The 25,744-nt window shown below is 72.4% G+C and carries 25 protein-coding genes; 13 read left to right on the forward strand and 12 right to left on the reverse strand.

Translation table 11 applies throughout. The features are described from left to right. Positions 1-47 precede the first annotated feature (47 nt). On the forward strand, positions 48-512 hold the full coding sequence (locus tag C464_RS13045) for a Mut7-C RNAse domain-containing protein (protein WP_080510460.1): 465 nt from the start codon (positions 48-50) through the stop codon (positions 510-512). 60 nt (positions 513-572) lie between these two features. Then, a complete protein-coding gene (locus tag C464_RS13050) occupies positions 573-1,262 on the forward strand; it encodes a DUF7095 family protein (RefSeq protein WP_006114218.1) in 690 nt (229 codons plus the stop codon). Between the two features lie 52 nt (positions 1,263-1,314). On the opposite strand, the gene C464_RS13055 is transcribed toward C464_RS13050, so the two are convergent. The 5 genes from C464_RS13055 to C464_RS13075 form a co-directional block, all read right to left on the reverse strand. Beyond that, positions 1,315-2,403, reverse strand: a complete 1,089-nt coding sequence (locus C464_RS13055) for an aminopeptidase (protein WP_006114219.1) — start codon at positions 2,401-2,403, stop codon at positions 1,315-1,317. A 76-nt stretch (positions 2,404-2,479) separates the two neighbouring features. Further along, on the reverse strand, positions 2,480-3,310 hold the full coding sequence (locus C464_RS13060; RefSeq protein ID WP_006114220.1) for a class I SAM-dependent methyltransferase: 831 nt from the start codon (positions 3,308-3,310) through the stop codon (positions 2,480-2,482). A 67-nt stretch (positions 3,311-3,377) separates the two neighbouring features. Beyond that, the gene (locus C464_RS13065) at positions 3,378-3,869 is read right to left on the reverse strand and encodes a hypothetical protein (protein ID WP_006114221.1); all 492 of its coding nucleotides are present in this window, start codon (positions 3,867-3,869) and stop codon (positions 3,378-3,380) included. Between the two features lie 69 nt (positions 3,870-3,938). After that, positions 3,939-4,775: a deoxyribonuclease IV gene (locus tag C464_RS13070; protein WP_006114222.1), complete on the reverse strand. Its 837-nt coding sequence runs from the start codon at positions 4,773-4,775 to the stop codon at positions 3,939-3,941. A gap of 76 nt (positions 4,776-4,851) precedes the next feature. Beyond that, on the reverse strand, positions 4,852-5,709 hold the full coding sequence (locus tag C464_RS13075; RefSeq protein ID WP_006114223.1) for a lipoate--protein ligase family protein: 858 nt from the start codon (positions 5,707-5,709) through the stop codon (positions 4,852-4,854). 145 nt (positions 5,710-5,854) lie between these two features. On the opposite strand from C464_RS13075, the gene C464_RS13080 reads away from it, so the two are divergent. The 7 genes from C464_RS13080 (at position 5,855) to C464_RS13110 (ending at position 13,795) form a co-directional block, all read left to right on the forward strand. Next, a complete protein-coding gene (locus C464_RS13080; RefSeq protein WP_006114224.1) occupies positions 5,855-6,769 on the forward strand; it encodes a serine/threonine-protein kinase RIO2 in 915 nt (304 codons plus the stop codon). A gap of 217 nt (positions 6,770-6,986) precedes the next feature. Further along, entirely contained in the window at positions 6,987-8,243 is a 1,257-nt protein-coding gene (locus C464_RS13085) for an ABC transporter substrate-binding protein (protein WP_006114225.1), read from the forward strand. Further along, complete coding sequence (locus tag C464_RS13090) at positions 8,240-9,253, forward strand: FAD-dependent oxidoreductase (protein ID WP_006114226.1); 1,014 nt, start codon at positions 8,240-8,242, stop codon at positions 9,251-9,253. The genes C464_RS13085 and C464_RS13090 overlap by 4 nt, the downstream gene beginning before the upstream one ends. Further along, complete coding sequence (locus tag C464_RS13095) at positions 9,250-10,464, forward strand: FecCD family ABC transporter permease (protein ID WP_006114227.1); 1,215 nt, start codon at positions 9,250-9,252, stop codon at positions 10,462-10,464. The genes C464_RS13090 and C464_RS13095 overlap by 4 nt, the downstream gene beginning before the upstream one ends. Continuing rightward, complete coding sequence (locus C464_RS13100) at positions 10,465-11,358, forward strand: ABC transporter ATP-binding protein (protein ID WP_006114228.1); 894 nt, start codon at positions 10,465-10,467, stop codon at positions 11,356-11,358. It abuts the gene before it with no gap. An 84-nt stretch (positions 11,359-11,442) separates the two neighbouring features. Beyond that, entirely contained in the window at positions 11,443-12,678 is a 1,236-nt protein-coding gene (locus tag C464_RS13105) for an ABC transporter substrate-binding protein (RefSeq protein ID WP_006114229.1), read from the forward strand. Positions 12,679-12,754: 76 nt separating this feature from the next. Continuing rightward, positions 12,755-13,795, forward strand: a complete 1,041-nt coding sequence (locus C464_RS13110; protein ID WP_006114230.1) for a DUF7551 domain-containing protein — start codon at positions 12,755-12,757, stop codon at positions 13,793-13,795. Between the two features lie 77 nt (positions 13,796-13,872). Here the strand turns inward: C464_RS13110 and C464_RS13115 are convergent, their stop codons facing one another. Both C464_RS13115 and C464_RS13120 read right to left on the reverse strand, forming a co-directional pair. Beyond that, complete coding sequence (locus tag C464_RS13115; protein ID WP_006114231.1) at positions 13,873-14,934, reverse strand: TrmB family transcriptional regulator; 1,062 nt, start codon at positions 14,932-14,934, stop codon at positions 13,873-13,875. Positions 14,935-15,019: 85 nt separating this feature from the next. Then, positions 15,020-17,335, reverse strand: coding sequence for an alpha-amylase family glycosyl hydrolase (locus C464_RS13120; protein WP_006114232.1), 2,316 nt, complete (start codon positions 17,333-17,335; stop codon positions 15,020-15,022). A gap of 104 nt (positions 17,336-17,439) precedes the next feature. On the opposite strand from C464_RS13120, the gene C464_RS13125 reads away from it, so the two are divergent. Next, a complete protein-coding gene (locus C464_RS13125; protein ID WP_006114233.1) occupies positions 17,440-19,551 on the forward strand; it encodes a glycoside hydrolase family 15 protein in 2,112 nt (703 codons plus the stop codon). A gap of 374 nt (positions 19,552-19,925) precedes the next feature. On the opposite strand, the gene C464_RS13130 is transcribed toward C464_RS13125, so the two are convergent. The 4 genes from C464_RS13130 to C464_RS13145 form a co-directional block, all read right to left on the reverse strand. Further along, the gene (locus tag C464_RS13130; RefSeq protein ID WP_006114234.1) at positions 19,926-20,111 is read right to left on the reverse strand and encodes a DUF7511 domain-containing protein; all 186 of its coding nucleotides are present in this window, start codon (positions 20,109-20,111) and stop codon (positions 19,926-19,928) included. Between the two features lie 95 nt (positions 20,112-20,206). Beyond that, entirely contained in the window at positions 20,207-21,025 is an 819-nt protein-coding gene (gene hisF, locus C464_RS13135) for an imidazole glycerol phosphate synthase subunit HisF (RefSeq protein WP_006114235.1), read from the reverse strand. Positions 21,026-21,071: 46 nt separating this feature from the next. Beyond that, the gene (locus C464_RS13140; RefSeq protein ID WP_006114236.1) at positions 21,072-22,199 is read right to left on the reverse strand and encodes a glycosyltransferase; all 1,128 of its coding nucleotides are present in this window, start codon (positions 22,197-22,199) and stop codon (positions 21,072-21,074) included. A 103-nt stretch (positions 22,200-22,302) separates the two neighbouring features. Further along, positions 22,303-22,575 (reverse strand): MarR family transcriptional regulator, encoded by a 273-nt coding sequence (locus C464_RS13145; RefSeq protein ID WP_006114237.1) that lies wholly within the window; start codon positions 22,573-22,575, stop codon positions 22,303-22,305. A gap of 151 nt (positions 22,576-22,726) precedes the next feature. Here C464_RS13145 and C464_RS13150 point away from each other — a divergent pair, with 151 nt between their 5' ends. Continuing rightward, the gene (locus tag C464_RS13150; RefSeq protein WP_006114238.1) at positions 22,727-23,119 is read left to right on the forward strand and encodes a PPOX class F420-dependent oxidoreductase; all 393 of its coding nucleotides are present in this window, start codon (positions 22,727-22,729) and stop codon (positions 23,117-23,119) included. Between the two features lie 132 nt (positions 23,120-23,251). Continuing rightward, positions 23,252-23,971, forward strand: coding sequence for a class I SAM-dependent methyltransferase (locus C464_RS13155; protein WP_006114239.1), 720 nt, complete (start codon positions 23,252-23,254; stop codon positions 23,969-23,971). Between the two features lie 103 nt (positions 23,972-24,074). On the opposite strand, the gene C464_RS13160 is transcribed toward C464_RS13155, so the two are convergent. Further along, complete coding sequence (locus tag C464_RS13160) at positions 24,075-24,485, reverse strand: TRAM domain-containing protein (RefSeq protein ID WP_006114240.1); 411 nt, start codon at positions 24,483-24,485, stop codon at positions 24,075-24,077. A 137-nt stretch (positions 24,486-24,622) separates the two neighbouring features. Here C464_RS13160 and C464_RS13165 point away from each other — a divergent pair, with 137 nt between their 5' ends. After that, entirely contained in the window at positions 24,623-25,726 is a 1,104-nt protein-coding gene (locus tag C464_RS13165) for a bactofilin family protein (protein ID WP_006114241.1), read from the forward strand. Positions 25,727-25,744 lie beyond the last annotated feature (18 nt).

Here is a 25,744-nt window from a genome sequence, read left to right on the forward strand (position 1 = left end):
CCGCGGAGCCGCCGGCCGGCGACCGCCCGCCGGTCCTCCTCGACGTGATGTGCGGGAAACTCGCCACCTACCTCCGGATCTGCGGCTACGACGCCGCCTACGCGCTCGACCGCGGGATCGAGGCCGACGACCGGCTCCGCGAGCTCGCCGCCGCCGAGGACCGCGTCCTCCTCACCCGCGACCGCGACCTCGCGGACCGGGCCCCCCGCGGCGACCCCGCGGTCGACGCCGTCCTCCTCACCGAGCGCGACGTGATCGACCAGCTCCGCGAGTTCGCCGCGGCCGGGTTCCCCGTCGAACTCGCCGCCGAGCCGACGCGGTGCGGCTCGTGTAACGGCCCCGTCGAGCGCGCCGACTCCCCCGAAGTCGGCGGCGGTCCGGCCGACCGCCCCGACTACGTCCCCGACGACGTCGGCGCGGAGCGGCCGGGGTGGCGCTGTGCGGACTGCGGCCAGTGGTTCTGGAAGGGCGGCCACTGGGACGACGTGGCGGCGCGGATCGACGAGGTCTGACCGGCGCGGCGGCCCCGCCGAGCGTAACCGGTTTGCCCGCCCGCCGCGTACCCGTCGGCAATGGAACGCGCACGGGCCGTCGACCGCCTGGAATCGCTCGTCGACCGCGTCGCGAGCGAGCCGATGCCGGTGCCCGTCCGCGAGGTGTGGGCGTTCGGCGACGTCGCGCTCGGGCTCGACCCGGTCGACCGGCTCGACGTCTACCTGACGAAGGACGTGATCATGGGCGGCGACGCCGACGCGGCCGCCGAGTTCGAGGCCGAGTACGGCGTGAAAGGTGTCGGCACCACGATCGACGCGGAGTGGGCCGAGGCGCACCCTGATCGCGTGCGAACGAGTGACAACGGGTACGCGGCCCCGGAGAAGTGCCTCGCGGCCGAGCTGGTTGAGGACAGCAAGGGACGCAGTCCCTCTGGCAGCCGGACGCAGTCCGGCGACGACGAACCGATTCACCTCGAAGTGTGTAACGCGGGCTTCGAGGACAACGTGCGCCAGCGCCTGAAGGGGGCGCTCGCCCGGGACGCCTACGAGGAGGTGCTCGACCCCCGCGGGGTCTGTCTGTGGGTGGACGGCACCCGCGACGAGGAGGCGTTCGAGCGGCTCCGCGCGGCCGACCTCGCGATGCCGACGCTGCCCGCCGCGCTCGGGATGCTCGGGGCCGACGAGCGCGCCGCGAACGAGGCCGCCGACGTGCTGAAGCGGGAGCGGGCCGATCAGGAGGGCACGTCCGTCCGCGGCGACATGATCTGACGCCGCCTCGCCGGGTTCGCGTCGCCGCGTCGCTCGGTCGTCCTCCACACGATCAGTCGCCCCCGTCGCCGATCAGGAACTCCCCGTCCCGGTAGACCGTCTCCCCGTCGAACGCGATCCGCGCGTCCGGGCTCACGTCGCGGATCAGGTCGGCGTGGACCGCGCTCTCGTTTCCCGTCCGCCCCTCGGGGACGCACTCCGAGAGGGCGTCGCCGAGCGCGACGTGGACGGTGCCCGCCGCCTTCTCGTCGAACAGGACGTTCCCGGTGACGCGGTCGACGCCCTCGTTGGTGCCGATCCCGAGCTCGCCGACGCGGCGGGCCCCCTCGTCCGTCTCGAGCAGGGAGTCGAGCGCGTCCGTGCCGCGCTCGGCCTCGGAGTCGACGACTCGCCCCTCCGCGAACGCGAGGCGGATCCCCTCGACCTCTCGACCGCCGCGCCGCAACGGGCGATCGAATCGGATCTCTCCTTCGACGCCGTCGACCGCCGGCGCGGTCGCGACCTCGCCGCCGGGCATGTTCTCCCGACCGGCGTCGTTGTACGCGTCCATCTCCGCCACGTCGAGCCGGAGGCCCGTGTCGTCGCCCGCGACCACCCTGACCTCGTTGGCGTCCGCGAGCCGGTCGGCGACGAACGCCTGTCGCTCCCGCATCGCGGCCCAGTCGCGGTCGACGGCGTCGTACACGAGCGAGCGCCACGCGGCCGTGCTCAGGTCGGCGCGCTGCGCGTCTGCGGGCGTCGGGTGCTGCGTGATCACCCACCGCGAGTCGAGCCGCTCCCGGAGCAGCGGCTCCTTCGCGCGGCTCGCGGCCCGTCCCACCGCCGCGTCGACGTCGCTCGTCTGGGCGGCGTTGCGCGCGCCCTTTATCAGGATCACGACGTCCGTCTCCGCGAGGGCGGCGACGCGGTGTTCCTTCGGCCGGTAGTCGTCGGGGTCCATCTCGCGGGCGTACGCCCGGGTCGCGCGGGGGTTCCGCCACAGGGTCGTCGCGCGCGCACCGCGGCGGCCGAGCGCCTCGTACAGCGCCACGACGAGGTCCTCGGCGGCGGTCGGCGCGCGGATCTCCACGTCGTCCTCGGGGGCGACGTCGGTGCAGTGGTCGACGAGCACGCGGGCGTGGCGACGGATCCTGTCGTCCATACTGTCCGGTGGGTCACCCGAAAGAAAATCGTGAGCCACGCGCCCGGGACGGAAGTGAAACTGGAACGCCGCCGCGTCAGTCGCCGCCGGCCACTCGGCCCACGGTCACGTCGAACGGGACGTACTCCACGCGCTCGTACTCGCCCGCGCCGATGGCGTCGACGACCTCTCGGCCCATCTCGCGCCAGCGCCCGCGGAGGTCGTCGTACGCGTCCTCGGAGGTCGCGGCCACCAGCTCGTCACGGTGGTCGGCCAGCCCCGCGCCGGAGGCCTTCCGCGCCGCCGACCGCAGCGCGGCCTCGGCGTACGGCGGCTCGGTGCGCTTCTCGTGGACGTAGCGCCGGGTGCGCACGTCGACGAGTCCCGCCGCGTCGAACGCGTCGCGCACGCGGTCGCCGAGCGCCACGTCCGTCTCCACCCCCGCGACGTACGCCTCGCGGGCCTCGCGCTCCAGTCGCTCCTCGGCGTCGACGGTCGAGGCCACCCGCACGTCGGCGTTGTCCGGCTCGACCGCGGCGACGAGGTCGGAGGAGACCCGGGCGAGTTCCCGGACCGCCGCGGTCGGGTCAGGGAGGTTGATCAGCAGCGCCTGACAGACCGCCAGGTCGACCGCGCCGTCCGCCACGGGAAGGCGGGTCGCGTCGCCGGCGAGGTAGCCGATCTGCGGGCCGGCCCCCGCCCCGCGCTCCTCCCCGCGGGCGACCGAGAGGAGCTCCGAGTCGGCGTCGACCCCGATCACGGTCGCGTCCGTCTCCGCGGCTAGGACGCGAGTCAGCTCTCCGGTGCCGCAGCCGACGTCGAGGACGCGCTCGCGGCTCGGCAGGTTCAGCTCCCCGAGCGCGTCGCGGTCGTCCTCCCACATCCCGCGGCGGGTGTGTTCGAGGTACTCGGCGGAGAAGCGTCGCACGCCTCCGATTCGGTGCGGGCGAAAATAAACGTCCGGAGATCGACCGCGGGCCGACCCGCGATCCGACTCACTCCTCGTCGGCGTCTCCCTCGCCGCCGTCCGTCTCGTCTCCCCCGTCGCCGCCGAATCCCAGCACGTCGACGACGAGGACGGCGGTCACGCCGGCGCAGTAGCCGACGAACGCGCTGGTCTGCCCGATCGCGGCGAAACTCACCGTCACGTCGCCGAGCGCCGGATTTCCGCCGTTGACGCCGGGGACGCCGACGACCGTCCCGAGGAGGACGAACCCGCCGAGGACGACCGCCGGCACGACGCCGACCGTCAGACAGGCCGGCCCCCCGCAGCGAGCGTACGCCCCGGCGGCGGCCAGCGGCCCGGGCGCGTAGAACACCAGCAGCGGGAGGAGCCGGTCGGTCAGCGCCGCCGCCGCCGTCGCGCCGGCCGACTCGGCGACGAACGCGGCGACGAGCGCGAGCGCCACGACCCCGGCGAACCCGACCACCAGTCCGACCGCGCGGCCGCGGCGGCGGCCGACGAGCAGCGCTCTCGTGGTGGACATGTCAGTGGATCGGCCGCGAGACGACTTAAAACCGCGTCGGACGGGCGGCGTCGGCGCGGACGACGCCGCTCAGTCGCGGCGGAGCTCGCGCACTCGGTCGATGTTCCACGCGAAGCTCTTCCCGCCTTCGGTCGGCGTCTCCAAGGCGAGCGGCACGTCCGCGAGGTCGGGGTGGTTGAGGAACCGCTCCATCCCCGCCTCGCCGATGTGGCCCTCGCCGATGTGGGCGTGCTCGTCCTTGTTGGTGCCGCACTCGTGTTTCGAGTCGTTGAGGTGGACGTACTCCAGGTGTTCGAGGCCGACCACGTCGTCGAACTCCCCGACCGTCTGGTCGACTGCCTCGGGCGTCGAGAGGTCGTAGCCCGCCGCGAACGCGTGCGCGGTGTCGACGCAGACGTCGATGTCGGTGTCGGTGCGGTCGATGACCCCCGCGAGGTGCTCGAACTCCCCGCCGAGCTTCGTCCCCGCGCCCGCGTCGCTCTCGATCAGGATCGTGACGCCGTCGGGCACGTCGATGTCGTCGATCACCGACGCGGCGTTGTCGAGGCCGCCCTCGACGCCGGCCCCCGTGTGCGCGCCGAGGTGGACGTTCACGTACGGGACCCCCAGCTTCTCCGCGGCGTCGACCTCCTTCTGCATCGAGTCGAGCGACTTCTCGCGGAGCCCCTCCTTCGGCGTGCAGAGGTTCACGAGGTAGGAGGTGTGGATCACCCACGGCCCCTCCAAGTCGCGCTCGGTGCCCTCGCGGAACCGCTCGGCCTCCTCGTCGCCGATGCCCGGGTCCTGCCACACCTGCGGGGAGTGGGTGAAGATCTGTCCGCAGTTACCGCCGACCTCGATCTGGTTCGCCACGGCGTTGTCCACGCCCCCGGCGATGGAGACGTGCGCGCCGACCTTGAGACTCATACCCTTCACACGGGGGCGGTCGGAAAAGCCTCTTCGGAACCGGTCGGCCGGCGGCCGCGCGCGGCCTTCCCCGCCGTCACGCGCCGCCGCCGGGCCGGCTCCGGATCCACTCTTCGTTCCGGTACTTCTCCGCGACGAGCTCCTCGGCCCGCTCCAGCTCCGCGTCTGTCCACGAGCCGTCCGCGTCGACGGTCGATCCGGCGGCCGCGCCCGCCCAGTCGGCGAGCGCCGCCTCGACGGTCGCCACCGCGTCCGCGCGGTCGACGTCGACGAGGTCGTCCATCCCGACGACGCGCTCGCGGAACTCGTCGGCCGTCACCGGCGGGTCGGCGAAGACGCCGAGATGCCGCGCCGCGTCGACCGAGAACGTCAGCGAGCCGTGCTGGATCACCGCCTCCCGCTTGCGGTACTGCGCGTTGCCGGCGATCTTCCGCGGGCCGGTCCGCTCGCCGCCGCTCGGTCCCGCCGCGACCACGTCGTGCGCCGGGTGGAGCTCGCGGAGGTAACAGGCGGGGCGGTGTAGCTCCGGCATCGGCTCGTCGACGTAGTCCGCGTCGATCCCGAGCCGGTCGAAGGCGTCGAGGACCGGCTCGCACAGCAGGTGGTAACAATCGAGCAGTTCGCCGGGGACCGTCTCCGCGGGGACCGCGATCGAGTAGGCGATGTCCCCCGCTCCGTCGTGGTAGATGCCGCCCCCGCCCGTCTGTCGGCGCGACACCTCGATCCCCTCTCGCTCGCAGAAGCCCCAGTCGACGGTCGCCGGCTCCTGATGGCGACCGAGGGTGAGACAGCTCGGCTCCCAGCGGTAGGTTCGGAGCGTGGCCGGGCCCCCCGCCGCGGCGGTCTCGGCGGCGACCTCGTCCAACGCCATCTGTTTCGGTCCGGGGCGGGCCTCCTCGCGGATCAGCCGCCAGTCGACCGCGGGCGCGCTCATGTCCGCCCAATCGACCGCCGCTCCGAAAGCGGTTGCGTTCGGCTCCGCGGCCTGCCCGGACGAGATTTGCTATCGCGATATACGCTATACGTGCGCTCCCGTCGAACGCGCGTCCCTTTTAGGAATCGCCGGAGTAGGGGCGCGTATGGTGCGAAACGTCGCCGGCGACATGGCTGAGCTCGACCCCGAGGACTTCTACCTCCTCTCGGGCGTCGAGCAGGGGATGCGCTTCTCGGAGTGGGTACGCCGCGACAAGCTCCCGGACTACGCCGACCTGACGCGCGAGGAGGTCGACTACCGCATCGACCGCTGCCTCGACCGCGAGCTGATCGAGCGGAAGACGATCCAGTACGAGGGGTACCAGCTCACCTTCGAGGGGTACGACGCCTTAGCGCTCCGGACGTTCTCGGAGCGGGAGACCATCGACGGGGTGGGGTCCCCGCTCGGGCTCGGCAAGGAGGGCGACGTGTACGAGGCCCAGTCGTTCCGGCCGCTCGCCCTCAAGTACCACCGCGAGGGGTACACCAACTTCCGCGAGGTGAAACGGGAGCGCGAGTACACCGCCGACCGGGACCACGTCTCGTGGCTGTACACGGCGCGCAAGGCGGCCGAACGGGAGTACGAGGCGATGGAGGCGATGTACCCGGACGTCTCCGTCCCCCGGCCGGTCGACCACAACCGCCACGCCATCGTGATGGAGAAGTTCGCGGGCGTCGAACTCTCGCGCGCGAAGCTCGACCCGGAGCAGGCGGTGGGCGTCCTCGACCTGATCCTCCGCGAGCTCGCGACCGCCCACGAGCTCGGCTGGATCCACGCCGACGCCTCAGAGCACAACGTCGCGGTCGCCGAGAGCGGCGTCACCATATTCGACTGGCCGCAGGCGGTGCCCGTCGACCACGAGAACGCCCGGGAGTTCCTCGAACGCGACGTGGAGAACCTCGTCCGGTACTTCGGCCGGAAGTATCCCCACGAGGTGCCCCGAGACGCCGATATCGAAGGGATCGCCGCCGCCATCGCCGACGACTCGTTCCAGGGCGTTCGGGCGTTCGGCGCGGAATAAATCGCATAGCGCGATATGAAATCTGCGGGCGACGCCGATCGGCGGCCGGCTGTAACTGTCGTCTCGGGACGTCTCTGCCCGGTCGTCGCTCTCCCGCCGGTTCGCCGTCCGTTCGGTCGTCTCCGTCCTCCGAGCGCACGTGCCGCGACCGCGAGCAAAAGATTAGGTGGGCCTAAGATTCGAAACCGACTTAATCCTTTAGGGTGGCCTAAACCGTATGGACCCAGACGCGGACCGACTCGCCGGCACGCGACGCGAGGCCGTCAAGTACTGCGGGGCCGCCGCCGGCGCGGGACTGCTCGCCGGATGTAGCGGGAGGGAAGAGGCGTCGAGCGAGTCCGGTTCCGGCGGGGGAGACGGCACCGGTTCGTCGTCGGAGAGCTCCGGAACCGACTCGTCGACCGGCGGCTCGTACACGGCCGAGATGGCTCCGGCCGGCGAGGTCGAGTTCGACGCGGTGCCGGAGGACGTCATGGTGTACAGCCTGCTGTACGCCGACCTCGCGGTGGCGCTCGGCCACGGCGACGCGGTCAACTCGTTCGGCTTCGACGCCGACGCGGGCGGGAACACGCTCGACGCCTACTACGCCGACCTCGACGGCGTCTCCTTCGACCGCGAGGGACTCGCGCAGCTCAACTCCGGCTCGGGCGGCGGCATCTCCGTCGACCGCGAGCTCCTCTACGAGCTGGACTCCGACCTCCACCTCGCGGACCCCTCCCTGTTCGCCTCCTTCGACGGGTGGAGCGAGGACGACGTCGACGAGGTCCGCGACGCGATCGCGCCGTGGTTCGGGAACATCTACAGCCGCCGGCGCTCGCAGCCGCCCGAGGCGTACCGCGAGCGGTACGAGTACTACGCACTCCCGGAGATCGGCGAGCGGGTCGCGGCCGCGTTCCGAGAAGAGGAGCGCTTCGCCGCGCTCGACGCGGTCCGCGAGGAGTTGGTCGAGACGATCGAACGCGGCCTCCCGCCGACCGAGGAGCGACCGACCGTCGCGGCCCTCATCTACATGGAGGGGACCTACTACCCCTCGCGGACCGACGTGCCGGGGTTCGCGAACGCGCACGTGCGCCCGTTCGACGTGCCGGACGCGTTCGCCGCGGAGGAGGTCACCTACGAGACCGCCTACGACCACGAGCAGCTGCTGGAGGTCGACCCCGACGTCATTCTCCACCAGTACGGGATCGCCTCCTACTACGACGTGGGCGCGGTCCGGGAGGAGCTGGCGGCCCACCCGGTCGCCGGCGACCTCTCCGCGATAGCGAATGACCGCCTCTACCCCTCGGGCGACCCGGTCCAGGGGCCGATCATGAACCTGTTCCAGCTGGAGATGACCGCGAAGCAGCTGTTCCCCGAGCGGTTCGGCGAGTGGCCGGGCTACGATCACGGCGACGACTACCCGGACGTCCCCGCGGACGAGCGCCTGTTCGACCGCGGCGAGGTCGCCTCCATCGTCGCCGGAGGGGCGGAGTGAGCGACGCCGCCGAGCGCGACGTCGCCGTGGTCGGCTGCGGGCCGGCCGGCTGCGCCGCCGCGGTGTTCGCCGCGCGCGACGGGCTCGACGTCGCCGTCTTCGACCGCGGTCGCTCGTCGCTCGCCCGCTGCGCGCACCTGGAGAACTACCCCGGATTCCCGGCCGGCGTCGACGTCGGGACGCTCTCGGATCTGTTTCGCGCGCAGGCGGAGCGGGCGGGGTGCGCGGTCGTCGACGACCTCGTCGAGTCCGTCGAGCGCGCGGCCGGCGACGACGGCGGACCCGCCGGACGTCCCGAGGCCGACGAACCGCGGTTCGTCGTCACCCCGCAGGAGGGCGAGCCGGTCACCGCCCGGCGGGTCGTCGCGGCGACGCGCTACGACGGGGAGTACCTCCGCGGCCTCGACGACGACGAGGCGATGTTCGCGGTCCGCGACCACGGCGACGAGACGCACGAACACTTCGACCGAGAGTACGCCGACCGCGACGGGACGACCCCCGTCGACGGCCTGTACGTCGCCTCTCCCTCGGACGCGGACCGGCAGGCGATCACGGCGGCGGGCCGGGGCGCTCGGGTCGGCAAGCGGGTCGTCGCCGACGCGCGGATCGACGACGGCTGGTGGCCCGAGGCCGCGGCCGGCGTCGACTGGGTCCGCCGCGAGGCCGAACTCGACGACGAGTGGGCCGAGCGCGACCGGTGGGTCGAGTGGTTCGACGCGGAGCACGCCGACGGCCCGGTCGACCCGGACTCGGACCGGTTCGCGCGCGTCCGCGAGGCCGCGGTCGACGACGCGCGCTCCTCGTACGTCGGCGCGGACGACGAGGCGGTCCGCGCCGCGGCCGGCCAGCGCGCGCTCGCCGAGCGCCTTGACCCCGACGCGATCGTCGACGCCCACGGGCCGGACGCGCTGCTCGACGCGATGGACGACGGGGCGATCGCGGCGCACGCGGCCGGCGACGGGTCGGGGCCGAGCGCCGGCGACCCGGCGAGCGACGGGGGAGATCGATGAGCCGCGGCGGGCCGCGGACCGACGGCGGACCGGCGACGAGCGACGAGGGCCGCGCCGTCGGCAGCGACTCGCCGATTCGACGGTCGACGGGCGGGCGGCTCGGGTGGCTGTTCGACCCGCGACTGCTGACGGTCGCCGCGGGGAGCCTCGCCGTGGTCGCCGTCGCGGGGCTCGTTCAGGTGAGCTTCGGCGCGTACTCGATGACGGTCGGGCAGGCGTGGCGGGCCGTCCTCGACCCGGCCGTCCTGCTGGACCCGCGGTGGGTCCTCAACTTCCTCCTCGGCGAGGAGCTGATGCGGGCGGTCACGGGATTCCACGGCGAGCTGCCGGCGCTCGCGCGCGAGACGCTCGTCGTCTGGAACATCCGCCTGCCGCGGGTGCTCGTCGCCGTCGTGGTCGGCACGAACCTCGCCGTCTCCGGCGCTATCTTCCAGGCGGTGACGCGAAACGAGCTCGCGAGCCCGTTCATCCTCGGCGTCTCCTCGGGTGCCGGGCTGATGATCCTCCTCACGCTCGTCGTGTTCGGCGGGCTCACGGCGTTCCTACCGGTGATCGCTGCGCTCGGCGGCTCGGTCGCGTTCCTGATCGTCTACGCCATCGCGTGGAAGAACGGGACGAGCCCCGTCCGGCTCGTGCTCGCGGGCGTCATCGTCGGGACCGTGTTCAACAGCCTCCAGACCGGCCTGTTCTTCTTCGCCGACGACATCGGCGTCGTCCAGTCGGCGATCCAGTGGACCACCGGCTCGCTGACGGGGACCGACTGGGAGCAGGTCCGGATGGCGCTCCCGTGGACCCTCGTGGCGGTGGTCCTGTCGCTCGCCGGCTCGCGGCAGCTGAACCTCCTCCTCCTCGGCGAGCAGACGGCGAAGTCGCTCGGGATGTCCATCGAGCGGGTGCGGTTCGCGCTCTCCGGCGTCGCCGTGCTGGCGGCCGCCGCCAGCATCGCGGTGGCGGGGATCGTGAGCTTCGTGGGCCTCATCGTCCCCCACGTGGTCCGGAACCTCGTCGGTAGCGACTACAAGCGGGTGATCGTCGGCTGCCTGTTCGTCGGCCCGGCCCTGATGGTCGGGGCCGACGTCGGCGCGCGCCTCGGGATGAGCGTCCTCACCGGCGCGGACGCGCAGATCCCGGTGGGGATCGTCACCGGACTGGTCGGCGGGCCGTACTTCCTGTACCTGATGCGGCGACGGCAGAACATGGGTGAGATCTGAATGGCGACCGAACGCGCGAACGCGACGGAGTCCGGCGAATCGAGCGGCGAGACCGAGACAGGGGGTGCGAACGGCCCCCGCGGGACCGACGGCGCGGCTGACGCGAGCGACCTCGACGCCGAGGGCCTCGCGTTGGGCTACCCGACGGCTCCGGAGCCGGTGATCGACGGCGAGTCGATCGCGGCCGCGCCGGGGGCGGTGACGGCGCTCGTCGGGCCGAACGGCTCCGGGAAGAGCACCCTCCTGAAGGGGCTCGCGAACCAGATCGAGCCCGAGGACGGCTCGGTGCTGCTCGACGGCCGCGACGTTCACTCGATGGACACGAAGGCGCTCGCGAAGCGGCTCGGCCTGCTCTCGCAGGAGCGCGCGTCGCCCGACAGCATCACCGTCGAGGACTTGGTCTACCACGGCCGCTACCCGCATCGCGGGTTCTTCGAGCGGACGACAAGCGAGGACGCGCGAGCCGTCGAGCGCGCCATCGATCTGGCGGGCTGCGGGCACCTGCGCGACCGCGAGGTGGGGAGTCTGAGCGGCGGGCAGAAACAGCTCGCGTGGATCGCGATGGCGCTGGCGCAGGACACCGACGTGCTCCTCCTGGACGAGCCGACGACGTTCCTCGATCTGCACCACCAGATGGAGGTGATGGAGATCATCGAGACGCTCCGCGACCAGAGCGACGTGACGGTCGTCGTCGTCCTCCACGACATCGAGCAGGCCGCCCGGCTCGCCGACCGCGTGATCGCGCTCAAGGACGGCGAGGTCCGGGCGCGCGGCCCGCCCGAGGAGGTGGTCACCGAGGAACTGCTCTCCGAGGTGTTCCGCGTCGACGCCGACGTCGTCGACACCGATCGCGGGCCGCGAGTCACGCCGATCCGCGCGCGTCACGAGGAGTGACTCGGACCGGCGCGGGGGACGCCACTTTATTTTAGGCTGGCCTAAAACCGGAACGGTTACATTGGTTTAGGCCAGCCTAAAAGCATGCGCGACGAGAAAGCTCAGAGAGAGACTCGGAGAGCGTTCGCGAAGTACGGCGGCACGGTCGCCCTCGGGGGGCTGCTCGCCGGCTGTACCGGCGGCGACGCCGAGTCCGACCCCACCGGGTCCGACGGCGACGATCCCGACTCCAGCGGCGGGCAATCGGACGGCTCCGCGACGGAGGCGAACGACGCCGGCGACGAGAGCTACTCCGCGTCCATCTCGCCGACCGGAGAGGTGACGTTCGAGTCGCCCCCCGAGACGGTGTTCACGCGGCTCACCCACCACGCCGACATGGCGTTCGCCCTCGGGCGGAGCGACGGGCTCACGGCGATGCACGCGCCGGACTACTACGACGGGCTCTGGAACCAGTTCGTCGAGCGACTCCCCGGCGTTTCGCTCGACTGGTCGGGGCTCTACTCCTCGTGGAAGCCCGACAAGGAGAAGCTGTACGAGCTCGACAGCGACGTCCACCTCGCGGATCCCGCGTGGATCACGCAGCAGGACGCGTGGAGCCGCGAGGACGTCGACGAGATCGCCGAGCGCGTCTCCCCGTGGTTCGGCAACTCGCTCTCGGACCGCCATCAAGAGCCGACCGGCGAGTGGGCCGACGGCTACCGGTACTACGGCCTCTGGGAGCAGTTCGAACTCGTCGCCGAGGCGTTCCGGGAGCGCGAGCGCTACGAGGCGCTCGCCGCGGTCCGCGAGGAGCTCCTCGCCACGATCGAGAGCGACCTCCCGCCGGAGTCGGAGCGCCCCACCGCCATCATGGTCGCCGCCGCCGACATCGAGGAGATCTACGCGTACACGCTGAGCAACCCCGGGTTCCTCACGTCGCACACGCGCCCGCTCGGGCCGCGAGACGCTTTCGAGGGGAGCGTCGAGTCCGGCACGGTCGTCGACTTCGAGGCGATACTCGAGGCCGACCCCGACGTGATCCTCTACCTCGGCGGCTTCGAGCCCGGAACCGACATGGCCGGGCGGCGGGCCGCCTTCGAGGACGACCCGGTCGGGTCGCAGGTCGCGGCCGTCCGGAACGACCGCGTCCACCCGCAGGGCGCTCGGTATCAGGGGCCGATACTGAATCTGTTCCAGCTGGAGATGACCGCGAAGCAGCTCTACCCCGACGCGTTCGGCGCGTGGCCCCGCTACGAGGAGGGGCCGTACCCGGAGATTCCCGAAGCCGAACGGCTGTTCGACCGGCAGCGCGTCGCGGACGTCGTCAACGGGGACCTGTAAGTGCGTCCGCGGAGCGCACCGCGACCGGCGCACCGGAGCGTCGAGAAGTGACGGAGACCGACCCGAGGAGGACACCGTGATCGGAACCACGCTACTCGACATCGCGGACCACATCGAATCGCTCGCGACCGCCGACGGCGAGTTCTCGCTGGTCTGCGCGCGGTACGGCGACCGGCCCGTCCCTGCGGCGGGGCTGCGGTTCGATAGCCGCGAGACCGCTCGTGCGGCCGCCCGCGCGACGGAGCAGTACCGCGACGCGCTCCGGCGGTACGACCCCGAGCTGCCCTTTTACGACGTCGTCGTCAGACAGGAGTTCGCCGACCCGCCGCCGCGGTCGACGGACCGAGATACCGGATCTCCGCTGTTCGTCCCCGCCGCCAGCGACTCGCCGCCGGACGAACTGACGGAGCGAGTCGTCGACGACGCCGCACGTCGGTCCCGCGGCGTCGGCGACGCGGAGCGAACGGACGTCGTCGAGTCGGGCGGACGGTCGGGGCGCGGGCGACGCCGCGACCGCGTCGAGTTCTGTCACGCGACGGCGGCGGCGACGTTCGAGGCGCTCTCCGCCGCCGGCCACGACCGCGCGGAGGCAGCGGTGATGGACGCGTACTTCTCGCACGCCGAGCGGATCGCCGACCCGGACCGGCTCTGCCTGTGCCTGCTCGAAGCGATGGCGGCGGCGCTGGACCGCCACCTCGACCCGGCAACGCAGGCGGCGGTGCTGTCGGACGCCGCCGACCGCCTCCCGGCGCCTCGCGAAGCGCCCGCCGCCGACCCGGTGACCGCCGCGTTCGACTGCCTCGCGGCGGTCGGCCTCGCCGACGGGTACGAGCGGGCTGACGAGGCCGAGGCAGAATCGGACCCCGGCGGCTCGGCGGCGGGCGACGCGGCGGTCCGCGTGCGCGGCTACGCGCTGTCGCCGACCGACGGGCGCGTCCCGACGCTCCCCGTGGCGCTGGAGCTGTGTCGTCGCGACCCGCGCGGACGGATCGCGGGCGTCGCGCTCCTCCCGGACGGCGGCGATCCCGGCGGCCCGGACTGGCGGTTCCGGATCGTCGCCGACGCCCCCGCCGCCGACGGCGGACCGGCGAGCGCGCCGATCCCGTCGGAGCGGTGATCGCGGCCGGTCGGCTCGGCGGCCGGTGTGGATTCTCGTCCCCTGAAACCAGAGTCGTCGCGTCGCTCGAAACCGGTCTACCCGTCGTCCGACTCGATCCGGACGAGGTCGGCCTCGACGTCCTCGACGAACGCGCCCTGCCCCCCGACGGTGACCTCGCCGTCGTCGGTCTCGACGACGAGCGAGTGTTCCACCGGGAACTCGTTGTTCCTCGGCTCCACCATCCCCTGTCTCGTCTCGACGACGCGGCCGACGACCTCGGCCGCCTCGCCGCTGTCGGTCCACCGGCCGCCGACGGTCACCCGCGGCGGGTCGCTGGCGCGGAGCCGCAGGGTCGCCTGGAGGACGGTGTGTCTGAAGTCGGTGTATTCGGCCGGCAGGGGAGCCGGGTCGGCGACGGCGAGCTCGGTCGCGGCGGGCCAGTAGTTCCCGAGGAAGGAGCCGACGATCACGGGCGCGAGCTGTTCCTGCGCGAAGGCGATGGCCTGCCGGTCCGTCGTCGACCGGCGGAGGAGCTCCGGCGGGGAGACGACCCCGGCCGCGGAGTCGACGGTGAGCAGCGTCGGTATCGCCTCGCTCCACGTCCGGACGACGTTCGCGACGCCGGCCAGCGCGGGGTCGTCCGCGTCGAGGTCCGCGGCCGCGTCGGAGACGACGAGCAGGACGAGGACGCCGCGGTCGACCGCGTCGGCGAGCGCCTCGCGCACCTCGGGGAGCTGTTTGGCGGTGATCGAGAGCGTCACCTCGCTTTCGGCGTCCGCCAGCAGCGACCGGACCCGCTTGATGACGGTGACCCGCGACTTGATCACCTCGAACTGCTCGGCCTGGCGCTCCGCGCGGGAGTACCGCTCCGCCAGCCCGGGTCGCATCGCGTCCACGTCGGACCGGAGCCGGTCTATCACCTCGTCCGGCGGGTTCGCGCGGATCGTCGTCGGCACGACGTGGTCGTTCACCTCGACGAAGCCGCGCTCCGCCAGCGACTCGCTCACGCTGTAGACGTACCGCTTTGAGACCCCCGCCGCGTCGGCGACGGTGCTCGCCTTCGCCTCGCCGTGTTCGAGCAGACTGAGATAGGTGTCGACCTCCTTATCAGAGAGCCCGAAGCGACGGAGGAGGTCGGTCAGCGTCCGGTCGTCCATACGCACGCCTCTGCCGAGCGACACTTATAAGAGCCGGTCCCGGGCGGCCTCGGCGCTCCGCGACCGACCGGCTGCGGGCGGCCGGTCACCGGAGCACGGCGACGGCGTCGACCGCGATCCGGACCCCGTCGTCGCCGTCGCGTTCCACCGCGCTTCCGTCTCCGAACAGGTCCGTCTCGACCCCCTCGGGGACGGCGACCGTCGCCGGCTCTGCCGCGAAGTTGACGACGACGAGCAGGGGGTCGGCCTCGCCCTCGGTCTTCCCCGCCGGCGTCCGCTCGTACGCGGTCACGCGCTCCGCGTCCCCCTCGACGACGCGCACGTCTGTCGCGCGCCCGTCGAAGGTCACGTCCCCGTCGCGGAGGAGCGGTTCGGCCCCGCGCAGCGCGGCCAGTTCGCGGTGGAACTCGGTGAGGTCGTTGTCGCCGTCGTGCCACCGGATCGGCCCGCGGTACGTCTCGTTGCCGCGCTCCTGCCCCGCGTAGATCATCGGCGCGCCCGGGAGCGTGAACGTCACCGCGGCGGCCGCGCGGAGGGCCGCTCGGCCGTACTCCGCGAGGTAGCGGTCCTCGTCGTGGTTCTCGACGTACCGCATCTGCGAGCGCCCGTCGTCGAAGCCGAGCCACTCGCCGCGCGCGAGGGCGGTCTCGACCGCGTCGGCCGGCTCCTCGCCCGCGCCGACCGCCCGGAGCGTCCCGTACAGCGAGGTGTCGTAATGGCGGTGGAACTCCCCCTCCCCGTAGAAGGGGTCGTGCGGCAGCGTCTCGTCGAGGAGCAGGGTGTCGTCCGGGACGCGGTCGGCCACCTCCTTCCAGAAGCCGTGCGGGACGCCCCACGCCACGTCGGCGCGGAAGCCGTCGACGACGCCGGCCCACTCGTCGACGACGTCGAGGAGCCACTCGCGGACCGCCGGGCTGTCGAAGTTGAGGTTCGGGATGCGCCCCCACTCGAAGTAGTAGTCGGGGGCGTCGCCCCCGTCGAGCTCGGCCCAGTCGATCCCCGTCACGTCGGCCGCGGCGTCGGTCCGGCGGTAGTGGTCCGCGTACGCGTCGACGCCGGCCGAGTGGAGCTGGAAGGCGGGGTGGTCGCGGGAGGTGTGGTTGATCACTAGGTCGAAGACGACGCGGATACCGGCGTCGTGACAGGCCGCGACGAGCGACTCGAACGACTCGCGCGAGCCGAGGTCGGCGGCGGTGTCGTAGTAGTCGGTGACGTGGTAGCCGTGGTCCGTCGGCGAGGCGAGGACGGGGGTGAGCCAGAGCGCGTCGACCCCGAGGTGGTCGAGGTACTCGATCCGGCGCTCGATCTCCGCGAACGTCGTCGGCAGCGTGTCGCCCGCGAACGACCGGACGAACACCTCGTAGATCGTCGGCAACTCGGCCCACTCGGGCGTCGGGTTCGGGTCGGCGACCGCGACCGACGCGGCCGTCGCTTCCTCCCCCTCCCGCCCTTCGTCCTCCCGTCCTTCGCCCGCCGTCGTCTCCACCCGCACCGTCTCCGCGGCCCCGTACCGCTCCCCGTGCGGGACCGCGTGGATTCGGACCGAGTCCGGGAGGTCGTCGAGCGGGACCGAGAGCGTCCGCCCGTCGGCGCGCGACTCGATCGCCGCGACCGTCTCCGGGTCGGCGTCGCGGTCGTCGACGAGGAACGTCGCGCCGAGGGCGTCCGGGTCGCCCGCGCGCTCGACGTCGTCGACTCCGGGCGCGGGCTCGACCGCGGCCGTCAGGCGGAGCCGGTCCGACTCCGCCGGGGCGTCGGCCTCGACGACCCTCGCATCGAGCGACAGCCGCGGCCGACCGGGGCCGGGAACCTCGCACTCGCCGTGGGACGCCGCCGAGCGGTCGCCGTCGGGGACGAAGCCGAAGCCGTGACGCCCCGGCGGGACCCGCACCGCCGCGACCCACTCGTCGCCGTCGCGCTCGGCCCGGTCGAGCGCGAGCCGGTTCTCGTTGTGGGGCCACAACAGCGAGACGCGGTCGGGCTCGCCGTCGCCGTCCGCCGGGAGGTGGGCGGCCGGGACGCGGATCTCCGTCTCCCGTCGCTCGTCCGGGAAGGCCCGGACGCGCTGTCGGTGCGTCCCGTCGGGCGCGTCGAGCGCGAGGACGTAGGTCCCGGGGGCGTCGGGTGCGAGGTGGACGACCGGGTCGTCGTCGCGGCCGGTCTCGCCGGCCCGCAGCGCCGGGCCGTCGGACGGGTCGACCGCGGCGTCGCCGCCCGTCGCGGTCGCCGAACTCGGCGGTCCGGTCGCGTTCGGGTCCGGACCGTCTCCGGCGGAGAGGTCGCTTTCGGCGGGCGCGTCGCGGACGCGCCAGCGATACGTCCCGTCGGCGTTCGGGGACCGCGCCGCCAGCTCCACCGACTCGCCGACGCTGGTCGTCCGCGGGGGGCCGGGTTCGTACACGCCCCGCCTGTCGGCGCGCCGCGATTTGAGGGTTTCCGTTCGCAAAACGCGTGAATAACAATTACACCAAAAGTTAATACCGAACGGTGGCGTCTGTTCGCGTAATGCAGCTTCGCGACGCGCTCGACGACTACAAGCGCCACGCCGGCGGCGGGACGCGCTTCCCCGGCGAGCGGCGCACCGTCTCCGGTCGGTTCTCGGGCGGCGACGGTCGGCTCGTCCACGTCGGCGACGACGGCGAACTCCGCGACTTCGGCTACCCGCTGACCGGCCGGACCGGAGTCGTCCGGTCGCGGATCGGGCTCGCCGTCGGCGACGGGGTGACGTGGCTCGACGAGGCCGACACGACGCAGCGGTACGTCGGCGACACCGCGCTGGTCGAGACGGTCCACGAGACGCCGCGCGCGACGGTCACCCGCCACGACGTGACGCTCGGCGACGCGCACCTCACGCGGGCCTCGGTCGAGTTCGACGACGCGGGCGACGCGGACGCGCCCCCCGTCGACCCGGCGGACGCCTCGCTGGTCGTCTACGCCCGCTTCGCGCCGGACGGCCGCGACGACCGCGTGGGGCAGCTCCGGTTCGACGACGCCGTCGAGGTGTACCACGCCGATGAGCACGACTTCCTCGCGAGCGCGACCGGCTTCGCCGACCTCCGCGGCCGGCTCCCGACCACGTTCCCCGAGCTGCTCGCCGACGACCCCACGGACCTCCCGCGCGACCGCGACGGCGACGGGTACGAGGAGGAGCGCCTCTCCGGCGAGGTGATCGCCGACGCGCCGTTCGACGACGGGGTGGCGACGGTCGCCACGCTCCTGACCGACGGGGCGGAGACCGACCGCGAGGCCGCCCGCGAGCGCCTCGACGAGCTGTTCGCGGCCCACGACGGCGTCGACGCGCTCGCGGACGCGGCCGCCGACGCGCTCCCCTCGGTGCCCGAGTCGGCCCCCGCCCGCGAGTCGGTCGTCGCGGACCTCCGCGTCCTCTCGCTGCTCTCCGCCCCCTCCGGACTCCGGATCGCGGGGCCCGACTTCGACCCCTACTACGAGCACTCCGGCGGCTACGGCTACACGTGGTTCCGCGACGACGCGGAGATATCCGGCTTCCTGCTCGGGGCCGCCGACGCGGTCGACCTCGACCTCGACGACTGGCACGCCCGGTCCGCGGCGATGTACGTCGCCGCGCAGCGCCCCGACGGCTCGTGGCCCCACCGGGTGTGGCCCCGCGACGGCGCGCTCGCGCCCGGGTGGGCCAACGCCCGGATCGAGGACGGCCCGGACGTCGACTACCAGGCCGACCAGACCGGCAGCGTCGTCGCGTACCTCGCGCGGGCCCGGGCGGCGGGCATTGACGTCGACGGGCTCGACTCGACCCTCGTCGCCGCGCTCGCGGGCCTCGACCGCACGCTCGAACCGGACGGCCGCCCGGTCGTCTGTCAGAACGCGTGGGAGGACGCCGCCGGCCGGTTCACCCACACCGCGGCGACGTTCCTGGAGGCGTACAGCGAGCTCGGCCGCCGCGGCGAGGGGCTCGCCGTCGACGCGCTCGACGACCCCGACTCCGTCCCCGGCGCGGCGTCGCTGCCGGACGACCTCGCCGCGCACGCCCGCGACCGGGCCCGCGAAGTGTACGACGCGCTCGACGACCTGTGGGTGCCCGAACGCGGCTGTTACGCGGTCCGCGAGACGCTCGACGGCGGGATCGACGACCGGCTCGACTCGGCCACGCTCGCGCTCGCGGCCGCCCACCGCTCCTTCGACGCGCTCGGCGCGGTCGACGACGAGCGCTTGGACCGGCTGGTCTCGCACGTCGAGACGGTCGTCGACGGCCTCTCCCACGAGACCGACGACATCGCCGGGCTGATCCGCTACGAGGGCGACGGCTGGCGCAAGGCCGACCAGCTCTCGGAGAAGGTGTGGACCGTCTCGACCGCGTGGGGCGCGAACGCCTGCGCGGAGCTCGCCGCGCTGCTCGCGGCCCACGACGACCCGCGCGCCGCCGAGATGACGGCCCGGGCCCGCGACCTGCTCGGGCACGTCTCGCCCGGCGGGTCGCTGTGCGAGCCGACGACGTACCTCCCCGAACAGTTCTTCGACGACGGGACGGCCGACAGCGCGACGCCGCTCGGCTGGCCGCACGCGATCCGGCTGGCGACGGTCGCGCTGCTCGACGACGAACTGTCGCAGTTCGCCGACGCCGCGCCCGCGGACGACTGACCGACCCGCGGGGACTATTTATATATCAGATCGACGGAGCGGCGCGCGCCTCCGAGCGGCCGCCACCGGCGGCCGCGAGGTGCGCGTGCGAGGGAGTCGGGCGCGACGAGGGCGACCGGAGGGAGCCCGCAGGACGCGCCCGACAAGGCTGGGGAGGCATGAGGTGCGGTTGCGGTGCTGTGCGGGGCGGGACTCGAAGGGGCAGCCGCGGGGCGGGCGCAGGCGACGTAAGTACCGCAGGGAGCGAACGGAGTGAGTGACCGAGGAACGCAGCGAGCGTGCGCCCGCCCCGCGGCTGGGGCTTTGGAGGTGTTCTCGGTCGCTTCGCTCGCAACGGTTTATAAATAACCGCCAAAACCACGACAAACCCGATCTTATCGCCACTCGTCGCGGGGAACGCAGTCGGACTCGCGGACCGTGATCCACCGGGTGGTCCGCTCGTCCGGGTCGACGTCCCGCTCGAAGAACGTCACCTCGCCGCCGCCGTCGCCGTCGGTCCGTTTACAGACGAGCTCCGGCGACCCGTCGCGAACACGTGCGGATGACGTGGACGTGGACATACGTCGCGATTGGTTCCCGATCGGATAATAACTGTTGGTTTCAGTCGGTGAACGATAGAAACTACAGCGGTAGTTAGCGTCACACCGTGGCGCGCTCAGCGCCGCACCGGGACGCCGCGCTCGTCGAGGTACGCCTTCGTCTCCTCGATCGAGTAGTCGCCGAAGTGGAAGATGGAGGCCGCGAGGCCGGCGTCGGCGTCCGCCTCGGTGAACACGTCGTACATGTCCTCGGGGCTCCCGCAGCCGGAGGAGGCGATCAGCGGCGTCGACACGGCCTCCCCGACCGCCTTCATGAGGGGGACGTCGTAGCCGTCCTTCGTGCCGTCCTTGTCGATGGAGTTGACGAACAGCTCGCCCGCGCCGCGCTCCTCGGCCTCCTTCGCCCACGAGACGGCGTCGATGCCGGTCCCCTCGCGGCCGCCCTTCTTCGTACACTCGAACCACACCGTCTCGCCGTCCTCGTCCTCGTAGAAGTGCTCGCCGGCGTCGTCGTACCGCCGCCGCGCGTCGACGGAGATGACGATACACTGGCTGCCGAACGCGGCCGCGCCCTCGTCGATGAGCTCCGGGCGCTCCAGGGCGCCGGTGGTGATGGAGACCTTGTCCGCGCCGGCCCGGAGCGTCTCCTTGATGTCGGCCTTGGTGCGGATACCGCCGCCGACCGTCAGGGGGATGAAACACTCGTCGGCGACCGCGTTCACCACGTCGAGCATCGTCTCGCGGCCGTCGGCGCTGGCGGTGATGTCGAGGAAGACGAACTCGTCGGCCCCCGCGGCGTTGTACTTCTTCGCCAGTTCGACGGGGTCGCCGGTGTACTCCAGGTTCTCGAAGTTGACGCCGGTGTACACCGCGGCGTCGCCCTCGTCGTCGAGGTCGACGTCGATACAGGGGATGATACGCTTCGTGAGTCCCATTCGTTGTTGGTCCGTTGACCGCGCCCTCGGTTAAAATGCGCGGGGCTCACTCGACGTCGTCGACCGCGGCCCGGTCGCCGCCGTCCGCGCCGTCGTCCGCTCCGTCCTCTTCCGTCCCGCCGTCCGCGCCGTCGTCCGCTTCGCCGCGGTCCCGCTCCGCCCGCCGGTCGTACTTCGCGACGGCGCGGTCGGCCCGCGTCGAGATGCCGTTCGGGTTCCGTGCGGGGCTCCGGTCCCGGCGACGCGCCACCAGCCCGTCGGAGGTCCCGCCGGTGAGGCCCAAGAGCACGTCGCGTCCGGTCGCGGCCCACCGCGTGGGGGTCGACTCGCCGCGGACCACCTCCTTCGCCGCGGCGACCGCGTCGGCGAGCGCGTGCGACCCGGTCCGGAGGAGGGCCGTGGGGCGGACGCCGTAGTTCTTCAGCAGACGGTAGGCGAGCCCGCGGTACTTCCAGCCCCACTCGCTCGCGCTGCGTCCGCCGTCCGCCGCGGTCGGAGTCGGGAGCTCCTTCTCCGCGGCCAACTCCGACCGCCACGCCACCTCGATGCCCATCCGCGCGAGTCGGTGCGCGGCGTCGCGCGCGCCGCCGACCCGGAGGTACTCGTCGAAGCCGTCGAGGTCGCGGAGGGCGTCCCGCCGGAACGCGACGTTTCCGCTCTCGAAGTAGGTGACGTCTTGGCCCGCGATCCGGCTGCGCTCCGGCTCGCTCGGGTCGGCCGCGTCCGCGACGTCCGGCGTCGCCGAATCGGTCCCCGGGCCGTCCGCCTCGGCGTCCGACTCCGCGGCGCTCGCCTCGGCGTCCGACCTCGCACCGTCCGCCTCGCTCGGCGGTATCCGGGTGACCGGGCCGGAGGCCACGGGGGCGGCGTCGAGGCCGTCGTCGACGGCGTCGCGCCACCCCGGCTCGATGCGGTTGTCGTAATCGACCAGCGCGACCGCGTCGCCCGTCGCCACCTCGATACCGGCGTTGCGGGCGACGTTCACCGTGCGGTCGGATATCTCGACCAACACGTCGACGTCGCCGCGGTCGCGAACCATGCCGGTCGTGCCGTCGGCCGAGGGCCCGTTGACGACGATCACCTCGGCGTCGGGCGCGTTGGCCGCCAGCGCGTCGAGGCAGGCGGCCAACCGGTCCCGACCGTTGAGCGTCGGGACGACGACCGAGAGGTCCATACGTGCCGTTATCGGGGCGAGGAGGTAAAAAGGACCGCGTGTACGTTCGGTCCGAATCGGATCCGGACCGACCGCGGGCCGGGAGCGACGGCGCGCGACCCGCTCAGACGGTCAGGTAGTACACTTGCTTCCGCGCGTCCTTGAAGCTGTACCGCGAGTCGACGAGGCTCTCCTCTTCGAGGCGGTTGAGCGCGTAGCGGACGGTGCGGTCGGGCAGCAGCGACTCGTCGGCGAGGCCGCCCTGCGAGAGGGGAGCGTCCCCCTCCAGTACCTTCGCGACGAGCTTGGCGCTCGGGGGAAGCTCGCGCAGGCGGTCGCGGTACTCGGTCTCCGACAGGCGGTCCTGGTCAGCGCTCTCCGCGGGACTGGTACTCATGTCTCACACGAATTCCACGAGTAGTGGTAAAGGTTGGCTACATATAGGGGAATTCGCCTGTGATAATATAATGTGTTAATATCACTTCTCACCGAAGTATCATAGACGATCGATCAGGCGTATTTTCCGGAGGCGGCCCGTACCCCACGGCGTGATCCCCGAGTCCCACGTCGACGTCCTCGAGGCCGAGTCGTACGCGCACTTCGCGACCGTCGGACCGGACGGGCTCCCCCACGTCACGCCGGTGTGGGTCGACCACGAGGACCGCGAGTACGTCCTCGTGAACACCGCCCGCGGGCGGCGCAAGGAGCGGAACGTCCGCGAGAACCCGAAGGTCGGCGTCAGCGTGCTCGACCCCGACGACCCGTACCGGTACGTCTCCGTCCGCGGCGAGGCCGAACTGACCGAGGAGGGCGCGCGCGAACACATCGACGAACTCGCCCGCCGCTACTTCGGCGTCGACGAGTACCCCCACCACGACGAGGAGGAGGGCGCGCGCGTCATCGTCCGTATCCCCGCCGAGAACGTCGCCACGAGCGGCTAACCCGCCGGGTCGTCGGAGCCTTCGGACCGATCGCAGCGCCCGCGATGGCGTCGAAGCCGACCGACCGCACCGGGGTCCGCGGCGGACCGCATCCAGTACGGTTTTGTCGGTCCGGCGTCCATCACGGACAACGTGAAGGGACAGGACTGGTATCAGGCCGACGAGGTCGCCGAGGAGTACGACGACCTCCGGTTCTCCGGGGGCGGACAGCTCATCGATCGACGGGAGAAAGCGGCCGTTCTCGCCGCGTTGGGACCGATCGACCCGGGGCACCGCGTGCTGGAGGTCGCCTGCGGCACCGGCCGGTTCACCACGATGCTCGCCGACCAAGGGGCGGACATCGTGGGGCTCGACGTCTCGCGCGAGATGCTCGAACAGGCCCGCGAGAAGGTGGCGGCCGCCGGCCACGCCGACACGGTCGAGTTCCTCCGCGGCGACGCCTCGCGGCTCCCGTTCCCCGACGACCACTTCGACACGGTGGTCGCGATGCGCTTCTTCCACCTGATGGACGACCCGACGCCGTTCGCGAAGGAGCTCCGCCGAGTGAGCCGCGATCAGGTGTTCTTCGACACGTTCAACAGCCGCAGCCTCCGGACGCTGTACACCTGGCTGCTCCCCATGGGCTCGCGGCTCTACTCCGAGCGACAGGTCGCCGCCATGCTCGGCGAGGCGGGGCTCACGCTCGCGAACGAGGAGCACGACTTCGTGTTGCCGTACGGCTTCTACCGCGAACTGCCGGGCCCGATCGCGAGGCCGTTCCGGGCGGCCGACGAGCTCGCGGGGGAGACGATCCCGGGCGACTACGTCGCCTCGGTGTCGTACTGGGACGCCCGGGTGGCGGACGAGGAGTGAGCCCGGCGCGACGCGCCGGATCCGGCCTGTCCCGCCGACGTACTCGACTTTCCGCCTTTTCACCTATCGATCGACGCCGACGCGCCGACTGCTTCGCCGCCGATCACCCGGCCTCTTCGACGACCTCGCCGACGGCGAAGTTGGACTTCACTTCGGTCACTTCGATCTTCACGCGCTCGCCGACCTCGGTGTCGGGGACGATGATCACGTACCCGCGCTCGACGCGGGCGATCCCGTCGCCCTGCTTGCCGAGGTCCTCGATCTCGACGTACCGCATCTCGCCCGGCTCGACCGGGGGTTGCGGCCCGTCGTCGCTCCGCGTCGAGGAGGCGTCGGCGTCGTCCGCCGAGGCGGCGTCCCCGTCGTGGGCGACGAGCGCGACGCGGTACGTCTCGCCCGGTTCGAGCGAGCCGGTGTCGACCTCTCGGTTGGGCACGTCGACGACGTACTCGCCGTCGTCGGTCTCGCGAACTTCCGCGCTGAACAGACAGAGGAGCTTCTCGGAGATTTCCATAGTAGACTCCATCGAAGGCTAGTCGCGGTCCAGTATAGTTGTACCGCCGACACAGTCAGGCGTCGCGGCGGTCCCCGCGGCTCCCCCGGGACCAGTTGACGAGTAGACATATGTGCTTCGACGGAGAACCCCCGCGCATGGTCCTCTCAGACGACAGCACGCGCCGCAGAATCGCCCTCGTCCTCGCGGCGGTGGCGCTCCTCTCGCCGCTCGCGACGGGGATCGCCGCCGCCCAGTCGATACAGAGCCCGTCCGGCTCCGTCGTCGTCGCCGAGGGCGAGACGGTCGACAGCGTCGAGACCGCGGCCGCGACGATCGTCGTGCGCGGCACCGTCGAGGGGGACGTCTCCGGCGCGGCCGGGTCGATCCGGATCGCCGAGACGGGTCGCGTCGACGGGAGCCTCCGAGCCGCCGCCGGCACCGTGACCGTCGACGGGGCGATCGGCGGCGACGCCGAGGTCGGAGCCGGCTCCTTCGAACTGACGGATACCGGACGGGTCGACGGCTCGCTCGACGTCGGCGCGGGCTCGATAACGGTCGACGGCGCGGTCGGCGGCGACGTCCGCGCGGCCGCCGACTCGGTCGTCCTCGGCCCGAACGCGGTCGTCGACGGCGAGTTCCGGTACGACGCCGAGACGTTCACCGAGAGCCCGGACGCGTCGGTCACAGGCGGCGTCGTGGAGGATCCGAGCCTCGGCGGCGGCGGGCCCGGAATCGGCGGCGGCGGAGACCTCCTGCCCTCGTGGGTCGGCACCGCGTACGGCGTCGCCGCCGACCTCGCGCTGGGCGCGGTCCTCCTGTTCGCGTTCCCCCGGTTCTCCCGAGCGGTCGGGGACCGCGTCGGCACCGACCCGCTCGTCAGCGGCGGCGTCGGCCTCCTCGCGCTCGTGGTCACCCCGCTCGCCCTCCTCCTCGTCGCGATCACGATCGTCGGGCTCCCGGTGGCGCTCGTCGGCTTCGCGGCCTACGGCGTCGCGATCTGGATCGGGTCGGTCTACGGGCAGTACGCCCTCGGGTCGTTGGTCCTCGACCGGCTCGACAGTCCGAACCGGTGGCTCGCCCTCCTCCTCGGCGTCGTCGCGGTCGCCCTGATCGGGCTCCTCCCGTGGGTCGGCGGGGTCGCGGAGTCGCTCGTCCTGTTGCTCGGGCTCGGCTCGCTCGCGCTCGGACTGTCCGACGAGTACCGCGGTCGCGACCGCGGAACCGCCGCCGCCGAAGCGGACGCGGTCACCGCCGACTGACGGCGCGACTCGAGGCCA

This window comes from Halorubrum coriense DSM 10284 (assembly GCF_000337035.1).
GTDB lineage: Archaea > Halobacteriota > Halobacteria > Halobacteriales > Haloferacaceae > Halorubrum > Halorubrum coriense.

Excerpts from the sequence above, each read along its gene's own strand:
- C464_RS13045 (WP_080510460.1), top strand. The coding sequence starts at position 48 with ATGTGCGGGAAACTCGCCACCTACCTCCGGATCTGCGGCTACGACGCC.
- C464_RS13050 (WP_006114218.1), top strand. The coding sequence starts at position 573 with ATGGAACGCGCACGGGCCGTCGACCGCCTGGAATCGCTCGTCGACCGC.
- C464_RS13055 (WP_006114219.1), bottom strand. The coding sequence starts at position 2,403 with ATGGACGACAGGATCCGTCGCCACGCCCGCGTGCTCGTCGACCACTGC.
- C464_RS13065 (WP_006114221.1), bottom strand. The coding sequence starts at position 3,869 with ATGTCCACCACGAGAGCGCTGCTCGTCGGCCGCCGCCGCGGCCGCGCG.
- C464_RS13070 (WP_006114222.1), bottom strand. The coding sequence starts at position 4,775 with ATGAGTCTCAAGGTCGGCGCGCACGTCTCCATCGCCGGGGGCGTGGAC.
- C464_RS13075 (WP_006114223.1), bottom strand. The coding sequence starts at position 5,709 with ATGAGCGCGCCCGCGGTCGACTGGCGGCTGATCCGCGAGGAGGCCCGC.
- C464_RS13080 (WP_006114224.1), top strand. The coding sequence starts at position 5,855 with ATGGTGCGAAACGTCGCCGGCGACATGGCTGAGCTCGACCCCGAGGAC.
- C464_RS13085 (WP_006114225.1), top strand. The coding sequence starts at position 6,987 with ATGGACCCAGACGCGGACCGACTCGCCGGCACGCGACGCGAGGCCGTC.
- C464_RS13095 (WP_006114227.1), top strand. The coding sequence starts at position 9,250 with ATGAGCCGCGGCGGGCCGCGGACCGACGGCGGACCGGCGACGAGCGAC.
- C464_RS13100 (WP_006114228.1), top strand. The coding sequence starts at position 10,465 with ATGGCGACCGAACGCGCGAACGCGACGGAGTCCGGCGAATCGAGCGGC.
- C464_RS13105 (WP_006114229.1), top strand. The coding sequence starts at position 11,443 with ATGCGCGACGAGAAAGCTCAGAGAGAGACTCGGAGAGCGTTCGCGAAG.
- C464_RS13115 (WP_006114231.1), bottom strand. The coding sequence starts at position 14,934 with ATGGACGACCGGACGCTGACCGACCTCCTCCGTCGCTTCGGGCTCTCT.
- C464_RS13125 (WP_006114233.1), top strand. The coding sequence starts at position 17,440 with ATGCAGCTTCGCGACGCGCTCGACGACTACAAGCGCCACGCCGGCGGC.
- C464_RS13130 (WP_006114234.1), bottom strand. The coding sequence starts at position 20,111 with ATGTCCACGTCCACGTCATCCGCACGTGTTCGCGACGGGTCGCCGGAG.
- hisF (WP_006114235.1), bottom strand. The coding sequence starts at position 21,025 with ATGGGACTCACGAAGCGTATCATCCCCTGTATCGACGTCGACCTCGAC.
- C464_RS13140 (WP_006114236.1), bottom strand. The coding sequence starts at position 22,199 with ATGGACCTCTCGGTCGTCGTCCCGACGCTCAACGGTCGGGACCGGTTG.
- C464_RS13145 (WP_006114237.1), bottom strand. The coding sequence starts at position 22,575 with ATGAGTACCAGTCCCGCGGAGAGCGCTGACCAGGACCGCCTGTCGGAG.
- C464_RS13160 (WP_006114240.1), bottom strand. The coding sequence starts at position 24,485 with ATGGAAATCTCCGAGAAGCTCCTCTGTCTGTTCAGCGCGGAAGTTCGC.
- C464_RS13165 (WP_006114241.1), top strand. The coding sequence starts at position 24,623 with ATGGTCCTCTCAGACGACAGCACGCGCCGCAGAATCGCCCTCGTCCTC.